The 15,778-nt window shown below is 68.1% G+C and carries 19 protein-coding genes; 6 read left to right on the forward strand and 13 right to left on the reverse strand.

Annotated features, from left to right (window positions below):
• Positions 1 to 232: 232 nt before the first annotated feature.
• Positions 233 to 820 (reverse strand): glycerol-3-phosphate 1-O-acyltransferase PlsY, encoded by a 588-nt coding sequence (gene plsY / locus FHR96_RS19040; protein ID WP_343066383.1) that lies wholly within the window; start codon positions 818 to 820, stop codon positions 233 to 235.
• 150 nt (positions 821 to 970) lie between these two features.
• Between plsY and folB the strand changes: the two genes are divergently transcribed.
• Together folB and folK are read left to right on the forward strand one after the other, a co-directional pair.
• Entirely contained in the window at positions 971 to 1,333 is a 363-nt protein-coding gene (gene folB, locus FHR96_RS19045; protein WP_183389308.1) for a dihydroneopterin aldolase, read from the forward strand.
• On the forward strand, positions 1,333 to 1,848 hold the full coding sequence (gene folK, locus FHR96_RS19050) for a 2-amino-4-hydroxy-6-hydroxymethyldihydropteridine diphosphokinase (protein WP_183389309.1): 516 nt from the start codon (positions 1,333 to 1,335) through the stop codon (positions 1,846 to 1,848). The genes folB and folK overlap by 1 nt, the downstream gene beginning before the upstream one ends.
• A gap of 3 nt (positions 1,849 to 1,851) precedes the next feature.
• Here the strand turns inward: folK and FHR96_RS19055 are convergent, their stop codons facing one another.
• The 8 genes from FHR96_RS19055 to FHR96_RS19090 form a co-directional block, all read right to left on the reverse strand.
• Complete coding sequence (locus FHR96_RS19055; RefSeq protein WP_281378422.1) at positions 1,852 to 2,997, reverse strand: tRNA nucleotidyltransferase/poly(A) polymerase-related protein; 1,146 nt, start codon at positions 2,995 to 2,997, stop codon at positions 1,852 to 1,854.
• 2 nt (positions 2,998 to 2,999) lie between these two features.
• A complete protein-coding gene (glpE, locus tag FHR96_RS19060) occupies positions 3,000 to 3,329 on the reverse strand; it encodes a thiosulfate sulfurtransferase GlpE (protein ID WP_183389310.1) in 330 nt (109 codons plus the stop codon).
• A 25-nt stretch (positions 3,330 to 3,354) separates the two neighbouring features.
• Positions 3,355 to 4,161: a symmetrical bis(5'-nucleosyl)-tetraphosphatase gene (locus tag FHR96_RS19065; protein ID WP_183389311.1), complete on the reverse strand. Its 807-nt coding sequence runs from the start codon at positions 4,159 to 4,161 to the stop codon at positions 3,355 to 3,357.
• A 26-nt stretch (positions 4,162 to 4,187) separates the two neighbouring features.
• Positions 4,188 to 4,577 (reverse strand): Co2+/Mg2+ efflux protein ApaG, encoded by a 390-nt coding sequence (gene apaG / locus FHR96_RS19070; protein WP_183389312.1) that lies wholly within the window; start codon positions 4,575 to 4,577, stop codon positions 4,188 to 4,190.
• Positions 4,574 to 5,386, reverse strand: coding sequence for a 16S rRNA (adenine(1518)-N(6)/adenine(1519)-N(6))-dimethyltransferase RsmA (gene rsmA, locus FHR96_RS19075; RefSeq protein ID WP_183389313.1), 813 nt, complete (start codon positions 5,384 to 5,386; stop codon positions 4,574 to 4,576). The genes apaG and rsmA overlap by 4 nt, the downstream gene beginning before the upstream one ends.
• 34 nt (positions 5,387 to 5,420) lie before the next feature.
• A complete protein-coding gene (pdxA, locus tag FHR96_RS19080; RefSeq protein ID WP_183389314.1) occupies positions 5,421 to 6,476 on the reverse strand; it encodes a 4-hydroxythreonine-4-phosphate dehydrogenase PdxA in 1,056 nt (351 codons plus the stop codon).
• On the reverse strand, positions 6,473 to 7,114 hold the full coding sequence (locus FHR96_RS19085; protein ID WP_183389315.1) for a SurA N-terminal domain-containing protein: 642 nt from the start codon (positions 7,112 to 7,114) through the stop codon (positions 6,473 to 6,475). Before FHR96_RS19085 ends, pdxA begins: the two co-directional genes overlap by 4 nt.
• 80 nt (positions 7,115 to 7,194) lie before the next feature.
• Positions 7,195 to 9,669: an LPS-assembly protein LptD gene (locus FHR96_RS19090; protein ID WP_183389316.1), complete on the reverse strand. Its 2,475-nt coding sequence runs from the start codon at positions 9,667 to 9,669 to the stop codon at positions 7,195 to 7,197.
• 161 nt (positions 9,670 to 9,830) lie between these two features.
• On the opposite strand from FHR96_RS19090, the gene FHR96_RS19095 reads away from it, so the two are divergent.
• From FHR96_RS19095 to speD, 4 genes are all read left to right on the forward strand, one after another.
• Positions 9,831 to 10,877 (forward strand): aminoglycoside phosphotransferase family protein, encoded by a 1,047-nt coding sequence (locus tag FHR96_RS19095; RefSeq protein ID WP_183389317.1) that lies wholly within the window; start codon positions 9,831 to 9,833, stop codon positions 10,875 to 10,877.
• Positions 10,874 to 11,545, forward strand: coding sequence for an N-acetylmuramate alpha-1-phosphate uridylyltransferase MurU (murU, locus tag FHR96_RS19100; RefSeq protein WP_183389318.1), 672 nt, complete (start codon positions 10,874 to 10,876; stop codon positions 11,543 to 11,545). Before FHR96_RS19095 ends, murU begins: the two co-directional genes overlap by 4 nt.
• Positions 11,546 to 11,726: 181 nt before the next feature.
• Positions 11,727 to 12,146 (forward strand): OsmC family protein, encoded by a 420-nt coding sequence (locus FHR96_RS19105; RefSeq protein ID WP_183389319.1) that lies wholly within the window; start codon positions 11,727 to 11,729, stop codon positions 12,144 to 12,146.
• Positions 12,147 to 12,335: 189 nt separating this feature from the next.
• Positions 12,336 to 13,130 carry an adenosylmethionine decarboxylase gene (gene speD, locus FHR96_RS19110; protein WP_183389320.1) on the forward strand — a complete coding sequence of 265 codons (795 nt, stop codon included), beginning with the start codon at positions 12,336 to 12,338 and terminating at the stop codon, positions 13,128 to 13,130.
• Positions 13,131 to 13,254: 124 nt separating this feature from the next.
• Here the strand turns inward: speD and coq7 are convergent, their stop codons facing one another.
• From coq7 to FHR96_RS19130, 4 genes are all read right to left on the reverse strand, one after another.
• The gene (coq7, locus tag FHR96_RS19115; RefSeq protein WP_183389321.1) at positions 13,255 to 13,899 is read right to left on the reverse strand and encodes a 2-polyprenyl-3-methyl-6-methoxy-1,4-benzoquinone monooxygenase; all 645 of its coding nucleotides are present in this window, start codon (positions 13,897 to 13,899) and stop codon (positions 13,255 to 13,257) included.
• A gap of 178 nt (positions 13,900 to 14,077) precedes the next feature.
• Positions 14,078 to 14,422, reverse strand: a complete 345-nt coding sequence (locus FHR96_RS19120) for a histidine triad nucleotide-binding protein (protein WP_183389322.1) — start codon at positions 14,420 to 14,422, stop codon at positions 14,078 to 14,080.
• Between the two features lie 48 nt (positions 14,423 to 14,470).
• On the reverse strand, positions 14,471 to 15,343 hold the full coding sequence (locus FHR96_RS19125) for a phosphoribulokinase (RefSeq protein ID WP_183389323.1): 873 nt from the start codon (positions 15,341 to 15,343) through the stop codon (positions 14,471 to 14,473).
• Positions 15,343 to 15,777: an acyl-CoA thioesterase gene (locus tag FHR96_RS19130; RefSeq protein ID WP_183389324.1), complete on the reverse strand. Its 435-nt coding sequence runs from the start codon at positions 15,775 to 15,777 to the stop codon at positions 15,343 to 15,345. Before FHR96_RS19130 ends, FHR96_RS19125 begins: the two co-directional genes overlap by 1 nt.
• Position 15,778 lies beyond the last annotated feature (1 nt).

Consider the following 15,778-nt stretch of genomic DNA (forward strand, 5'->3'; position numbering starts at 1 on the left):
AAGCTGGAAGCTGGAAGCTGGAAGCTGGAAGCTGGAAGCTGGAAGCTGGAAGCTGGAAGCTGGAAGCTGGAAGCTGGAAGCTGGAAGCTGGAAGCCAGCATGGGCCCCGACATCATGGGGTCAAGCGTTTTCTTCCAGCTTCAAGCTTATAGCTTACAGCTCCGGGCGAAGCCCGGCTCTTCCAGCTTACGTCCGCGTAGCGGACAATCTTCCGGCTCCGGGCGAAGCCCGGCTACAGCCCCGGCTCGTCACCGCGCCCCAGCCGCCGTATGTTCAACGCGTGGCGGCCGAGCACCAGCAGCGTGAAGCCGATCACCACCGGCACGTACTCCGGCGCCAGCCAGATCGCCGCCAGCGGGGCCATGGCCGCGCTGGCCAGCGAGGCCACCGCCGCGGTGCGCACCCGCCAGGCCAGCAGGCTCCACAGGGCGGCGCAGCACAGCGCCACTCCCGGCGTCAGCAACAGCATGACGCCGAAGGCGCTGGCCACCGCCTTGCCGCCACGGAAGCGATACCACACCGGATAACTGTGGCCCAACAGCACGCCGAGCCCTACCAGCCCCTGCCCCCAAGGCGGCAAGCCCAGCAGTATTGCCAGCCCCAGCACTGGCATGCCCTTGACGGCATCGACGAGCAGCGTGGCCAAGGCCAGCCGACTGCCGTGCAGGCGCAACACGTTGGAGAAGCCGGGATTGCCGGAGCCGGCCAGCCGGGGATCACTCCGCCCGGCGAGGCGACACACCGTGATCGCCCCCAGCCAGGTGCCGCTGAGATAGCCCAGCGCCATCAGCGGCAGCACGAGTTCGAGTTGAGACAGCACGGCCTGGCCTCACAGGGATGAGGCACCGATTCTGCCAGCCATGAAGGGACGGGAACAGCGCAGGACACTGTCACCGGCCGTCTCGCTATCGTACAATCGCCGCCCAATCCGGCACTGCCGCCGCCCTTCCAACGGCTCGGAACCCTATCGATGGATCTCGTACTGATCGAAGCGCTGAAGGTCGACACCGTGATCGGCGTCTATGACTGGGAACGCACCATCACCCAGACCCTGGTACTCGACCTGACACTGGCCACCGATATCCGCCCCGCGGCGGCGAATGACGACATTGCCATGACCCTCGACTATGCGGCCATCAGCGAACGCGTCCAGGCCTTCGGCACCGAGCACAGCTTCGAGCTGGTGGAAACCTTTGCCGAACGACTGGCCGACACGCTGCGCCGCGAGTTCGGCATCCCCTGGCTGCGCCTGACCCTGCGCAAACCCGGAGCAGTGCCCGCCGCGACCGCCGTGGGCGTCAGCATCGAACGTGGCGAACGGAGCGCAAGCTGATGGCTCGCGTCACCGTCAGCATCGGCAGCAACATCGAGCGCGAACGCCACGTGCGGGCCTGCCTCGACGCGCTGGCAGACACCTTCGACGCCTTGCGCCTGTCGCGGGTCTACGAAAGCGAGCCGGTAGGCTTCGAGGACGGCCGCAACTTCTACAACCTGGTGGCGACGTTCGACAGCGACTGGTCGGTGGGCGAGCTGGCGGCCTGGTGCAAGCGGCTGGAATTCGCCAACGGCCGCCGTCCGGACAGCCCCAAGTTCAGCCCCCGGACCCTGGACGTCGACCTGCTGACCGTCGGCGACCTGTGCGGCGAGCACGACGGGATCGCCCTGCCGCGCGCCGAGATCCGCCATCATGCCTTCGTGCTGAAACCCTTGGCGGAATTACTGCCCGATGCCCGCCACCCGCTGGACGAGATCCGCTACGCCGAGCTGTGGGCGGCGTTCGACGCCGACGACCAGGCCCTGTGGCCGGTGGAGTTCGTATGGCGGGAGCATCACCTGCCGCTGGCCTGAGGTTCAGGCCGCCAGCACCTCGTCGATGGCGCCGCGACGGCGCCGAGCCAGTTCCTCGCCCAGCGCCCGGCCCTGATAGCCTTCCTCGACCAGCCCACGGGGCAGGATCTGCCCCGCCAGCCGCCAGGCCAGCGCCAGGTCCTCAGCCAGCGCCGGCTCTTCCATGCTCACCAGGCTGATCAGCGGCGCCACCCGTTCCGCGTGGCGCCAGGCGTCAATGCCGTCGAGCCAGGCCATGACGTGCGCGCCATCCAGTTCCTCGGAGCGCGCCTCCTCTACCAGGCGGCGGGTCAACGCGGCCTGGGCGGCCAGCCTGCGCGGCACCTTGGGCAGCTTGAGGCGCTCGGACAGCCCCCGGCGCGCGTCGACGTCGAGATGCTCGACCAGGCGCGCCCAGCGCCAGCACGCCTCCTCATCGGCTGGAATATCCTCGGGCAACCGAGCCAGCCGTCCCAGGGCCTCGTCCAGCGCCTCGGCGTCCGCGGACAGTTCCGGCAACAGCACCGCCAGGGCCCCGCAGTCGTGCAGGGCCTGGAAGTAGACGTCCGGCCATGGCTCGCCAAGGGCCTTCTCTGTCTCGGTCCAGACGCGCTCGGCCACCAGGTGACCCAGCTCACCGCTGGCGGCGAGCCGTCGCATCAGCTCTCGCGTCTCCGGGGCGATCACGAAGCCCAGCCCGGCATAGCGGGCCAGGAAGCGTGCGGTGCGCAGCACCCGCAGCGGATCCTCGACGAACGCCGGCGAGACATGGCGCAGCACCCGAGCCTCCAGGTCGGCCTCTCCCCCGTAGGGGTCGACCAGCTCGCCCTCCGGCGATTCCGCCATGGCGTTGATGGTCAGGTCACGTCTCGCCAGGTCCTGTTCAAGGCTGACCTCGGGGCTGGCATGCACCTCGAAGCCCGTATAGCCATGCCCCGACTTGCGCTCGGTACGCGCGAGGGCAAACTCTTCCTGGGTCTCGGGATGCAGGAAGACCGGGAAATCGCGCCCCACGGCGCGAAACCCGCGCTTCGTCATGGCCTCGGGGGTGGCACCGACCACGACCCAGTCGACGTCGGTGACCGGCCAGCCGAGCCGAGCGTCACGCACGGCGCCACCGACCCGATAGACGGTCAAACCGGTCAACCGCGGGTCGCGGCAGGTCGCCAAGCTCAGGCCTCCACCCGCTCGGGAAGGCGGTGCTGCCAGTCGGTGAAGCCGCCGTCGAGGCTGTAGACGTCGGTGAAGCCCTGCCCGGCCAGCCAGGCGGCGGCCTGCTGGCTGGAGTGCCCGTGATAGCAGACCACCACCAGCGGTATCTCGCGAGGCGCTTCGGCCAGCAGTGCCGGCACACTGTCGTTGTCCAGGTGGCGACAGCCGGGAATGTGCCCGGCGGCGAAGCTCGCCGGGTCGCGGATATCGACCAGGGTCAGGGGCGCGTCGCCATCGAGCCACTCGGCCAGGGTGGGAATGTCCAGGTGCTGGAAGGTCGCGGCAGTCATCGGGCCTCCGGGGAAAAAGAAGGAATCAGTGGCGGCTGGGCACGCTGACCCGCTCGCCGGTCTCGAGATCGAGGGCGGTCAGTGCACCGCCCCATACGCAGCCGGTATCCAGGGCCTCGGCCCGCACCCGGCTGCCGGGCGTTTTCCCTTCCAGGGCCGCCCAATGTCCGAACAGCAGCCGCGGATCGTCGTCGCGCGGATACTGGAACCAGGGGGCGAAGCCGGGCGGCGCGCTGTCGAGCCCCTCCTTGGCGCTGAAGTCGAGGGTGCCGTCGGCGGCGATGAAACGCATGCGGGTAAAGGTGTTGACGATGGCCCGCAGCCGATCGAGGCCATCCAGGTCGTCACGCCAGCGGGCCGGCTCGTTGCCGTACATGCCCTCGAGGAAGGCGCCGGACCGCTCGCTGCCGAGCCGCTCTGCGACCTCCTCGGCCAGCGCCTCGCCCTGTTCCGGGCTCCAGTGCGGCGGCAGTCCGGCGTGGCTCATCAGGGTGTCGCCCTGGTGCACCACCAGCGGGCGACTCTGCAGCCAGTCGAGCAGACGCTCGCGATCCGGCGCTGCCAGGATGGCGTCCAGGGTATCCTTGCGCTTGATCCGTGCCCCGCCTCGCGCTACCGCCAGCAGGTGCAGGTCGTGGTTGCCGAGCACCACCCGCGCGGCATCGCCCAGGGCCATCGCCTCGCGCAGGCAGTCCAGCGAGCCGCGGCCGCGATTGACCAGGTCACCGGCCAGCCATACCTCGTCGCGGCGGGGGTCGAAGTCGAGGCGCTCGAGCAGGGCCACGAACTCTTCGTGACACCCCTGGAGATCGCCGACGGCGTAGGTGGTCATGACGCTCCTCGTGCGCGATGCGGTGATCAGTGAACCTGGTTGGGACCGGCGAGCCGGAAGGGGGCGATGGCGACCTCGAAGGGACGCTGGGAGGCGGTATCGACGCAGGTGAAGGCGCCCTCCATCACCCCCACCGGACCATCCAGGATCGCCCGGCTGGTATAGCGGAAGGTCTGACCGGGGCCGATCAGCGGCTGCTGCCCCACCACGCCCTTGCCGCGCACCTCCTGGATCTCGCCGCTGCTCTGGGTGATCTTCCAGTGGCGCGCCAGCAGCTGCATGCTGTGGCCGGAGTGGTTGTGCACGGTGATGGTATAGCTGAACACGAAGCGGTCCTCCTCAGGGGCAGATTCATCCTCCCGGAAGGCCGGCTCCACGTCCACGTGAATCTCCTCGCCCAGGGCCGTTGCCGTCATGAGGCGTCTCCCTTCTCGGCCAGGTAGTTGGCGATGCGCACGAACTCCTCCACGCTCAGGGTCTGGGGCCGCCGGCTCGGCTCGATGCCGAGCGCCTCGATGGCCTCGGCGTCGAGCCGAGTCTTGAGGTTGTTGCGCAGCGTCTTGCGGCGCTGGGCAAAGGCCTCGCGCACCACGGTGAACAGCAGCGTTTCGTCCCGCGCCGGGTGTGGTATCTGGGCATGGGGCATCAGCCGCACGATGGCCGATTCCACCTTGGGCCTTGGCACGAACGCCTCCGGTGGCACGGTAAACAGCGATTCGACCGAGCAGTAGTACTGGGCCAGCACCGAGAGACGGCCCCGCTCGCCGCCGCCTGGCGGCGCCGCCAGGCGCTCGACCACCTCCTTCTGCAGCATGAAATGCATGTCGGACACGGCATCACCGGCCTCAAGCAGGTGGGAGATCAGCGGCGTGGAAATATTGTAGGGCAGATTGCCCACCACCCGCAGCGGCGGGCCCTCGCCGCGCAGTTCGCGAAAATCGACCTTGAGGGCATCCCCCTCGTGAATGACGAAACCAGGCTTGTCGAAGAACTGCACGCGTAGCCCCGGAATCAGGTCACGGTCCAGCTCGATGACCTCGAGGCGATCGCCGGCCGCCTCCAGCAGCGGCTCGGTCAGCGCGCCTTGGCCGGGGCCGATCTCCACCAGCCGCTCGCCCGGGCGGGCGCCGATGGCGCGCACCAGTCGTGAAATGATGCCGGGGTCACGCAGGAAGTTCTGGCCGAAGCGCTTGCGGGCGCGATGACCCTGGGGGCGGGATGCCATGCACTCTGTCCTTCTGTTCGAATCGGGAGGCCGTTCAGCCGCGGCTGCCTCGACGGGCCATGTCGGCGGCGAGCGCTTCGGCGACCATGAGACTGCCGGGATCGGCGAGACCGCGGCCGGCCAGGTCGAGGGCGGTACCGTGATCCACCGAGGTGCGCACCAGCGGCAGCCCCAGGGTGATGTTGGCGGCGCGGCCAAAGCCGGCATACTTGAGCACCGGCAGGCCCTGATCATGATACATCGCCAGCACGGCGTCGGCCTCGGCCAGGTGGCGCGGGGTGAACAGGGTATCGGCCGGCAGCGGCCCGTCAAGGGTCAAGCCCTCATGACGCAGTGCCGCGAGAGTCGGGGCGATCACCTCCAGCTCCTCGCGGCCCAGGTGACCGCCCTCGCCGGCGTGCGGATTGAGGCCGCACACGGCGATACGCGGCGCTTCAAGGCCGAACCAGCGCCGCAGGTCGGCGTCGAGGATGCGCAGGATACGCGTCAGACGCTCGGACGTCACGGCATCACTCACCTCGCGCAGCGGCAGATGGGTAGTGGCCAGCGCCACCCGCAGCGCCGACGCGCCCTTCCCGTCGGGGCCGACGGCGTGCAGCGCCCGATCGGTGGCCAGCATCATTACCACCTCGTCGACGCCACAGGCGTCGCGCAGATATTCGGTATGGCCGGTGAAGCCGACGTGACCGGCCTCGCGAATCACCGCCTTGTGCAGCGGCGCGGTGACCATCCCGGCGGCATCGGCGGCGCGGCAGGCCGACACTGCCCGGTCCAGGGTCTCGAGCACGTAGTCGGCGTTGCGCGTGTCCAGCACCCCGGCGCGGCAGGGAGCCGCCAGCGCCACCGGCCACACCGGCAGCACGCCGGGTTGCGTCTCCGGCACCGGCTCCCCCGGGGCCAGCTCGACGATTTCCAGGGCAAGTCCCAGGGACGCGGCACGCTCGGCGAGCAGCTCGGGGTCGCCCACCGCCACCCGTCGGTGGCTCGTCGCCCCGTCGACCGGCCCATCGGCGGCCAGCATCACCGCGAGCTCCGGGCCGATGCCGGCCGGTTCCCCGGTGGTCAGGGCGATGACCGGGGCATCGTTCATGCGCCCGGCTCGAGACGCTCGTCGACGAAGGCCTCGCTGCGAATCTCCTGGATCCAGTCTTCCATCTCGTCGTTGGCCTTGCGCTGGAACAGCGCCTGGCGGGCCTGGTCACGGCTCATGTTTCCGCCCTGCTGCTCGATGAAGCGATCGACCTCACGCTCGGAGAGGCTGACCCGGCTGCCGACGCGGCGCTGCTGAATCTCGCGCATCAGCAGCTCGCGGCGCACCTGGTCGCGCACGACGCCGAGCGACAGGCCGTCGGCCTCCAGGGCATCGGCGAACTGGTCAAGGGTCATGTTGTTGCCTTGGGCGATGGCACGCACCTGGCGATTGAGCTCGGTATCGTCGACGCTCAGATTGGCCTCTCGCGCCATCTGCAGCTGAATCTCCTCGACGACCAGGCGGTCCAGCACCTGTTGGCGCAGCACGTCGTCCGGCGGCAGCTCGACGCCCCGGGCGCTCAGCTGCCGCTTGGTCTGGATAAAGCGGTCCTCGAGCTGCGAGGCCATGATGGCGCCTTCGTTGACTACCGCCACGATGCGATCCAAAGGCTGTCGCACCTGCTGGGCCAGCCCGGTCAGGGGCGTGGCCGCCAGCAGCAGGGCGAGCAGCAGGGTGGCGAGTTGTCGGCTGCGCATGTCGGTGTTTCCTCTCGTTCGGTATCGGTTTGCCTGTCGAGGCCGGAATTCGGCCGGTTGGTCGCGTCGCCGGATAGCGCTCAACGCCGCTCGAGGGCGGCGCCGCGATACCCTGGCACGCTGCCATCGAAGTAGCTCGCGGCCTCGCCGCCGACGCCACCCAGCCCCTTGAACACGAAGCGCAGGAAGAACCCGCGATCGGTGGTGTCATCGGCGATGGTGTTGGCGGTGTCCTCGTCGTCGATCCACTTGCGCCATACCAGCTGCAGACCATAGCAGCAGTCGTTCCACTGCACACCCGCCAGCTGTTCCAGGGTCCGGTCATTGGTGTGGTCGTAGACCACTCGGCCAATCAGGTCGACACGCGGGGTGACCTTCCAGGCCCCGGAGACGTCGACTTCCTCGCGGTTGTAGCCGCGCACGTCTTCGGCATCTTCCTCGGACAGATCGAAGCCCTCGATCTCCCAGCGGTAGCCCAGGTTGAGCACGTGGCCAGCCTCGGCTCGATACTGCAGGTCCCAGCTGGCCTGCTCGGTGCGCGACCGATGGTCGTCATACAGCCACTCCCAGCGCGTCCGCCACGCATCGCTCAGTCGCCAGTCGAGGCGAGTGACCAGCGGCGAGCGCTCGCGGGTGGCGGCGTAATAGTCGAAGGAGTCGCGATCCGCCGGCAGCGTATCGGGATCCCCGGCCATGTCGATGTGACGATCCTCGAAGTAGAACGCCTGGCCGAGGCCCAGCGAGAGGCGCTCGCGGCCGCTGGCGTCCTCGAGCAGGCGGCTCTCCACGCCATAGGAGAGACGATTGAGATCGCCCACCCGGTCGCCGCCGGTGAAACGATCCGGCGACCACAGCTGCTGCCATGAGAAGTTGCGCTCACCGGTGTCGAAGTCCGGGAATTCCGTCTGGTCGCGGCCCGGCACGTAAGCGTAGTTGAGCCGCGGCTCCAGGGTCTGGCGGTAGGCATCGCCGCCGACGCTCAGATCGCGCTCGAAGACCAGGCCGCCGTCGACGGAGGCCACCGGCACCGTCAGCGAAGGCGTGGTGCCACGTTCGGTCTCACGATCGCCGTAGTCCAGGTCGTAGGACAGGTGAGCGAGCTCGAAGCGCGGTTCGAGATAGCCCCAGCTGTCATCGAAGCGCCAGCCGGCGGCCGGGGTCAACCGCAGCCGGGCCCCGTTGGCCGCCTCGCGAACCGGGATGGTGCGCTGACCGTCCTTGAAATCGTAGACCCCATTCTCGTCGCCCTCGATATCACGCCAGAAATAGGTGAGGTTGGAGGCCCACTCCTGATAGAAACCGCTGTTCTGCGACCAGCGGGCACGAGCATCCAGGCTCGGCAGGCGGTAGAAGGGCTTGTCGCCCTCCTTGAGCGGATCATCGAGCCTCTGATACCCCTGGGCCTTGGCCTGCAGGCGCCAGACGTCGCCGCGATAGTCGAGCCGTGCCAGGCGTGACAGGTGGTTGGTATCCCGCTCGGCGAAGTCCTGCCCGAAATCGTCGAAGTAGGCACCGTCGCTGGCGGCACCGTAGCGCAGACGATAGTCGGTGCGCGCATCAAAGCGACCGGCATGGCGAAAATCCAGGTACCAGCGATCGTCACCATCTTCCAGGGCGGAGCCGTCCGAGGCTTCCTGTCCCGCACGCTGGTCGTCGGCCATGTAAGCGCCTTCCAGGGTGCCGGCATCGGACGGGAAGAGGTAGCGATACTCGCCGCCCAGCAGCCAGCCGCGATCGCTGATCCAGCGCGGCGTCAGGGTGGCATCCTGATCGGGCGCGATATTCCAGTAGAAGGGCTGGGCATAGTCGAGGCCATCGCCGGAGGCACTGATCACCGGCCACAGGAAGCCAGTCTGGCGGCGATCGTCGAGGGGGAAGCGCACCCAGGGCCAGTAGAACACCGGCACGTGGCCGACCTCCAGGCGCGCATGCCTGGCGGTGCCGAACCCATTGGCGCGATCCAGTAGAATGTCGTTACCCACCAGCCGCCACAGTTCGCTACCCGGCTCGCAGCTCGTGAAGCTCGCCTCGCGAAGCCGGTAGCGGCCATCCTCCAGGCGCGCCAGGCGTACCGCGTCGCCACGCACTCGCTGTTCATGGGCCACGTAGTGGGCGCTGTCGATGCTCGCCGCGTCGTTCTCCAGCGAAAATTCGGCGGCATCGCCGCGCACCAGCAGGTTGCGGTCGCGCAGCGCCACCGGGCCCTCGGCCAGCACCCGGTCGCGGGCCGCAGGCAGGTTGACGCGGGGCGCCTCGAGCTGGGTATCGCCACGGCGCAGCACCACCTCACCGCTGAGCCGAGTCCCGCCCTCGGCGCCATACTCGCCGCTGTCCGCCTCGCTGGAGACCTGTCCCTCGGGGGGCAGCGCCAGACGATAGTCGGGCATCACATAGCGCCCCCGGCACACGGCGCCGGCGGGACGGTCGTCCCCCCAAGGCTGCCAGTCCAGTTGATCGGCCGGCAGCGGCTCGGGGGGCGCCGCCAGCACGGGGGCACTGATCAGGCTCGAGGTCACCAGGCCTGCCAGGGCCGTCCGGGAGGGTCGCTTGGCCATGTTCCACGATGTCCTTGGTGGAGTGAATCGGTATTATACAGGCCCCATGCGACCTGTCCCGCCGACGAGCCCCTGTCACGCCGACGACGTCGGGCCTCAGCATGCGGCGACGCTCCGGGGCCGTCAACCGGCGCCCCACCACCGGACATCGAGAGGTGAAGATGCCAGAGGCCGATGCCCTCGCCCGCCAGACGCAATTGCGCCACTGGGCCGCCCAGCACCATGGACTCGCCCTGCAGGCCGTGAACCTGCGACTGGCCGCCGGCGACGCCAGCTTCCGTCGCTATTATCGGCTGACCCTGCCGGACGCCTCCACCCGCATCCTGATGGACGCCCCGCCGGAGCGCGAGGACAGCGCTCCCTTCGTGGCCATCGACCGAGCCTGGGCGGCGGCCGGGCTTCCGGTGCCCAAGCTGCACGCCGTGGATCTCGAGGCCGGCTTCCTGGAGCTCGACGACCTCGGCGACACGCCGCTGCAGACCCGTTTCGAGGACGAGCACGATCCGGCCACCCTGGCCTGGCACGACGCCGCTCTGGCGCTCATCCATGAGCTGCAGAACCGCGCCACCCCGGACGACCTGCCGACCTACGACGCCGCCCTGCTCGGCCGCGAACTCGACCTCTTTCCCGAGTGGTGCCTGGAACGCTGGCTGCAGACCTCACCGCCGTCCGGCTGGACGTCGCTTCGCGAGTCGCTGATCGAGAGCGCCCTGGCCCAGCCGACGGTCACCGTGCACCGCGACTATGACGCCATGAACCTGATGGTGGTGGACGAGGCCCTCTACCTGATCGACTTCCAGGACGCCGTGGCCGGCCCGCTCAGCTACGACCTGATCTCTCTGCTCCACGGCCGCTACTGCCGCTTCGAGGCCGCCCGGCGTGCCGAGTGGATCGAGGCCTTTCGACGCCGCGCCGTGGCCGACGGCCGGCTCGAGCCGACCGTCGGCGCGGAGGCCTTCCGGACCCAGGTCGCCGCCATGGCCGCCCAGCGCGCGCTCAAGGTGCTGGGCATCTTCTGCCGACTGACGCTGCGCGACCATCGCGAAGGTTATCTCGCCCGCCTGCCGCATTTCCTCACTCATCTCGAGGATGCGCTTGCCGACCTCGACGGCCACGACGCCTTCAAGACCTGGCTCGCCGACGCCTTCCGCCCCGCCCTGGCGGCGCGACTGGCGAAAAGCGGCCTCGATCGGGAGGGCACAGCATGAAGGCGATGATCCTGGCCGCCGGGCTCGGCACCCGCATGCGCCCGCTTACCGATCACTGCCCCAAGCCGCTGCTGCCGGTGGCCGGCAAGCCGCTGATCGTTCATCATCTGGAGCGCCTGGCGGCCGCCGGCATACGGGAAGTGGTGATCAACGTCAGCTACCGGGCAGAGCAGATCATCGAGGCGCTGGGCGACGGCCGCGAGTTCGGCGTGACGATCGCCTGGAGCCGCGAGGAGGCGCCGCTGGAGACCGGCGGCGGTATCCGCCGGGCCCTGCCGCTGCTCGGGGATGCGCCTTTCTGGCTGGTCAACGGCGACGTCTGGTGCGATATCGCGCCGGACACCCTCGCGCCACTGGGCCAGGACCTCGCCCGCCTGGTGCTGGTGGACAATCCCGACCATCATCCGGACGGTGACTTCCGCCTCGACGCCGCCGGGCGCGTCCACCCGACCGGCGAGCCGCGCCTGACCTATGCCGGCCTGGCGCTGCTCGACCCGGCGCTGGTCGCGGACCACGGCGACGGCGCCTTCGCCCTGGCCCCGCTGCTGCGCGCGGCCATGGACGCGGGTCGGGTCGCCGGCCACCATCATCGCGGCGCCTGGGTCGATGTCGGCACCCCGGCCCGCCTCGAGGCCCTGGATCGAGCCCTGCGGGCACGGCCGGGCTGAGTCGAGCGCCGCCAGCTGATATGCTGCCGAGCCGCCCATTCCCCACACCAGAAGGACACCCTGCGTATGAACGCCAGCGTCAAATAGGCCGATGGTCGTCAGTTCATCGCCAGGGGGGATGGAAAGCCGGCAGCGGCCACGGTGGAGCCGCGCGTTTAACCAACAGGAAGGAACTCCGCTTATGAAAGCCAGCGTCAAATGGACCGATGGTCGCCAGTTCGTCGCCGAGGCCGGCAGTGGCCACAGCGTGGTCATCGACGGTCCGCCCGATCACGGCGGCCGCAATACCGGCCCGCGCCCCATGGAGATGCTGCTGATGGGCATGGGCGCCTGCACCTCCTTCGACGTGCTGGAGATCCTCGAGAAGTCCCGCGCCCCGGTGTCGGACTGCGTGGCCAGCATCGAGGCCGAGCGCGCCGACAGCGTGCCCAGCGTATTCACCAGGATCCACATTCACTTCACGGTCAGCGGCCAGGGGCTCAAGGAGAAGCAGGTCAAGCGCGCCGTGGAGCTCTCCGCCGACAAGTACTGCAGCGCCTCGATCATGCTGGCCAAGGGCGGCGTGGAAGTGACGCACTCCTTCACGATCGTCGAGGACTGACGCCGCACCGCTCGCTCATCGCCGGGGTGGGCGGTTCGGCGCTCCGCCCCGATGGCCACGCCGGCAAAAAAATCCGCCGTCGCGGGTGCGCCGTCACGATGGGGTGTGCATAATACGCGCCTTTCGATCGTCAGGGGTTCCGGCGCCACCGTCGGGATGACAACATCTGCCACTTTGGGAGGTTCGGACATGACCGACAATCTCCGACTCCACGGGTTCAACAACCTGACCAGCTCCCTGAGCTTCAACATCTACGATATCTGCTACGCGAAGACCGAGGAGCAGCGCCGCGCCTACATCGACTACATCGATGAGCTCTACAACGCCGAGCGCCTGACGCAGATCCTCAAGGACGTCACCAACATCATCGGCGCTCATGTGCTCAACATCTCGCGCCAGGACTATGAGCCCCACGGGGCCAGCGTGACCATCCTGATCGCCGAGCACGAGCTGGAAGAGGCCGACCCCGAGCAGATGGAGCCCGGCCCGGGACCGCTGCCGGAGACCGTGGTCGCCCACCTCGACAAGAGCCATGTCACGGTGCACAGCTACCCCGAGTCGCATCCGGACAACGGCATCAGCACCTTCCGCCTGGACATCGACGTCTCCACCTGCGGCCAGATCAGCCCGCTGAAGGCGCTCAACTACCTGATCCACAGCTTCGATTCCGACATCGTGACCATGGACTACCGGGTGCGCGGCTTCACCCGTGACGTGGACGGCAAGAAGCTGTTCATCGACCACGACATCACCTCCATCCAGGACTACCTGGCCGAGGACACCAAGCGGGCCTACCAGATGGTGGACGTGAACGTGTATCAGGAGAACATGTTCCACACCAAGATGCTGCTCAAGGACTTCGAGCTGGACAACTACCTGTTCGGCACCTCCCGGCGCGACATCAGCTTCGAGGAGGCCCGGGACATCGAGAGCCGGCTGCGCAAGGAGATGCTGGAGATCTTCTACTCCCGCAACATGGACTAGCCCGCCGCCGCGCGGCGGAGCCGTAAGCTTGAAGCTGAAAGAAAAAGCGACCCCCACCCTGGCAAGCTCGGGGTGGGGGTCGCTTCTTGGGGTTTCTTCCAGCTTACGGCTTCACACTTCCAGCTTAGAGCCTGTAGACCGATTTGGTCATCACCTTGGACATCAGGCGCATGCCGGCCTGCACCGGTGCCGGGAAACGCGCGCCTCCGGCCGCCAGCGCCTGCTCGGCGTGATGGGCCTCGTCGATGGCCATCTGGCGCAGCACCGCTCGCGAGCGATGGTCCCCGGACGGTAGCTCGTCCATGTGGGCATCGAGGTGGCGACCTACCTGCTCCTCGGTGGCCGCGACGAAGCCCAGGCTGACGCGATCACCGACCGCCCCGGCCAATGCGCCCATGCCGAAGGAAGCGGCGTAGAACAGCGGGTTGAGGCGGCTGGTGTGGCCGTCGAGCTCGGTGAGACGCGCCTCGCACCAGGCCAGGTGGTCGATCTCCTCCTGGGCGGCCGCTTCCATCTGCTCGCGGATCTCGGGCAGCTTGGCGGTCAGCCCCTGGCCCTGGTAGAGCGCCTGGGCACAGACCTCACCGGTATGATTGATGCGCATCAGCCCTTCGGCGTGGCGACGCTCGGCCTCGTCCAGCGCGTCATCGCGCACCTCCGGGGTAGCCGGCGAAGGACGCGAGGCCTGGGCCGCTCCGGGCAGCAGGGTGCGCAGCACGGCATCGCCCTGACGCACCAGGTGATCGGCACGGGAATACTGACGGTTCATGACACCCCCTGAATCGATGATGGCCTCATTGTAACCGAGCCGTCCTGGCGCGGGCAGTTCCCCGACGCCACGCCGCCGGAAGGCAGCGGCGCGGGGAAAGCGATCCGAAGGGAATGGCCACGGGCAGCACCTGATGCGTCGAACACCGCGTCAATAGCGGCGAGGCGCCGCTTGCCGACTACCCAGCCGGCCAAGTAAAGCGTCGACCGCCCATCAGGTGCATGTGGATATGATAGACGGTCTGGCCGCCCTGTTCATTGCAGTTCATGACCACCCGGTAGCCGTCCTCGGCGAAGCCAGCCTGCTTGGCCAGCTTGGCGGCGGTGAACTGCAGCCGCCCCACCAGCGCCAGGTCACCGTCCTCCTGAATATCGTTGAGGGTGGCGATATGGCGCTTGGGCACGATCAGCACATGGGTCGGGGCCTGGGGATTGAGGTCCTTGAAAGCCAGCACTTCATCGTCTTCATGGACGATTTCGGCGGGAATCTCGCGGTCGATGATCTTGCAGAACAGGCAGTCCATGGGGGCGTGCTCCTCGACGGATAACGAACAGGGAATGGAGTGAAGAACTCAGCGGAAACGCCGCTGGGCCAGCAGGTGGCGCACCAGCGGCCCCAGGATCAGCTCCATGGCCAGCGACATGCGCGATCCCGGCACTACCAGGGTATGCGGTCGGCTCATGAAGGACTCGTGGATCATCGCCAGCAGGTAGGGAAAGTCCACCGTGGCGGGATCCCGGAAGCGGATCACCACGAAGGACTCGGCATCGGCGGGGATGTCCTGCACCTCGAAGGGGTTGGAGGTGTCCACCGTGGGCACACGCTGGAAGTTGATATGGGTGCGCGAGAACTGCGGCTGGATGTAGCGCACGTAGTCGTCCATGCGGCCCAGGATGGTATCGATCACCGCCTCCTGGGAATAGCCGCGATAGCGCATGTCGCGATCGATCTTCTGGATCCATTCCAGGTTCATGGTCGGCGCGACCCCAACCAGCAGGTCGGCATGACGGGCGATATCATGCTCGGCCGTCACCAGGCCACCGTGCAGCCCCTCGTAGAACAGCAGGTCGGTGCCCGTGGGCAACGGCTGCCACTCGGTGAAGGTGCCCACCTGGTAGCCGGCCTCGATCATCGACTTGTCTTCGGCGTGGATGTAGTGGCGATAGGTGCCAGTGCCGTGCGCGCCGTACTCCTGGAAAAGCTCCTCCAGGCGGTCGAGCAGATTGGCCTCCACGGCGAAGTGAGAGAGCTCGTCCTTGCGCTCGGGCTCCTCGCGGAAGATGCGTGCCAGCTCCTGGCGGGTATAGCGATGGAAGGCGTCGCCATCGACGAAGGCGGCATGCACGTCCTCGCGGGCGAACATGCGCTCGAAGGTGCGCTTGACGGTGGTGGTGCCGGCCCCGGATGAACCGGTCACGGCAATGATCGGGTACTCTCGTGACATCAGGCTCTCCCCGTCAGGCGCTCGCAGACGAGATCGGGCACCGCCACCGGGCGCCCGGTGGCGGGATCCACCAGCATCAGGTTGATCCGCGCCGTGGCCACGGTGCGCTCGTCCGCGACCCGGCGGATGCGATGGTAGACGGCGATGGCGCGGCGCCCCGGGGCCGGGATGGCGGTCTCGACGACCAGCGCCTCGGGCCAGCGTGATTCGGCTTGATACTGCACCGCGAGGTCGGCCGCCACGCAGGGGTAGCCCCCCATGTCGCCCTCGGCAAGTGCCAGAGCGTCCAGCGCATGAACACGGGCCTCGTGCATCAGCGACACCACGGCATCATGGCCGAGATGCCGGCCATAGTTCATGTCGGTGATGCGTACCGACAACGGATGCCGATGGCAGAGGTCCGCTTCGGGGAAGACCAGTTTCACGCGCTCCATG

Source organism: Halomonas organivorans (assembly GCF_014192055.1).
Lineage (GTDB): Bacteria > Pseudomonadota > Gammaproteobacteria > Pseudomonadales > Halomonadaceae > Halomonas > Halomonas organivorans.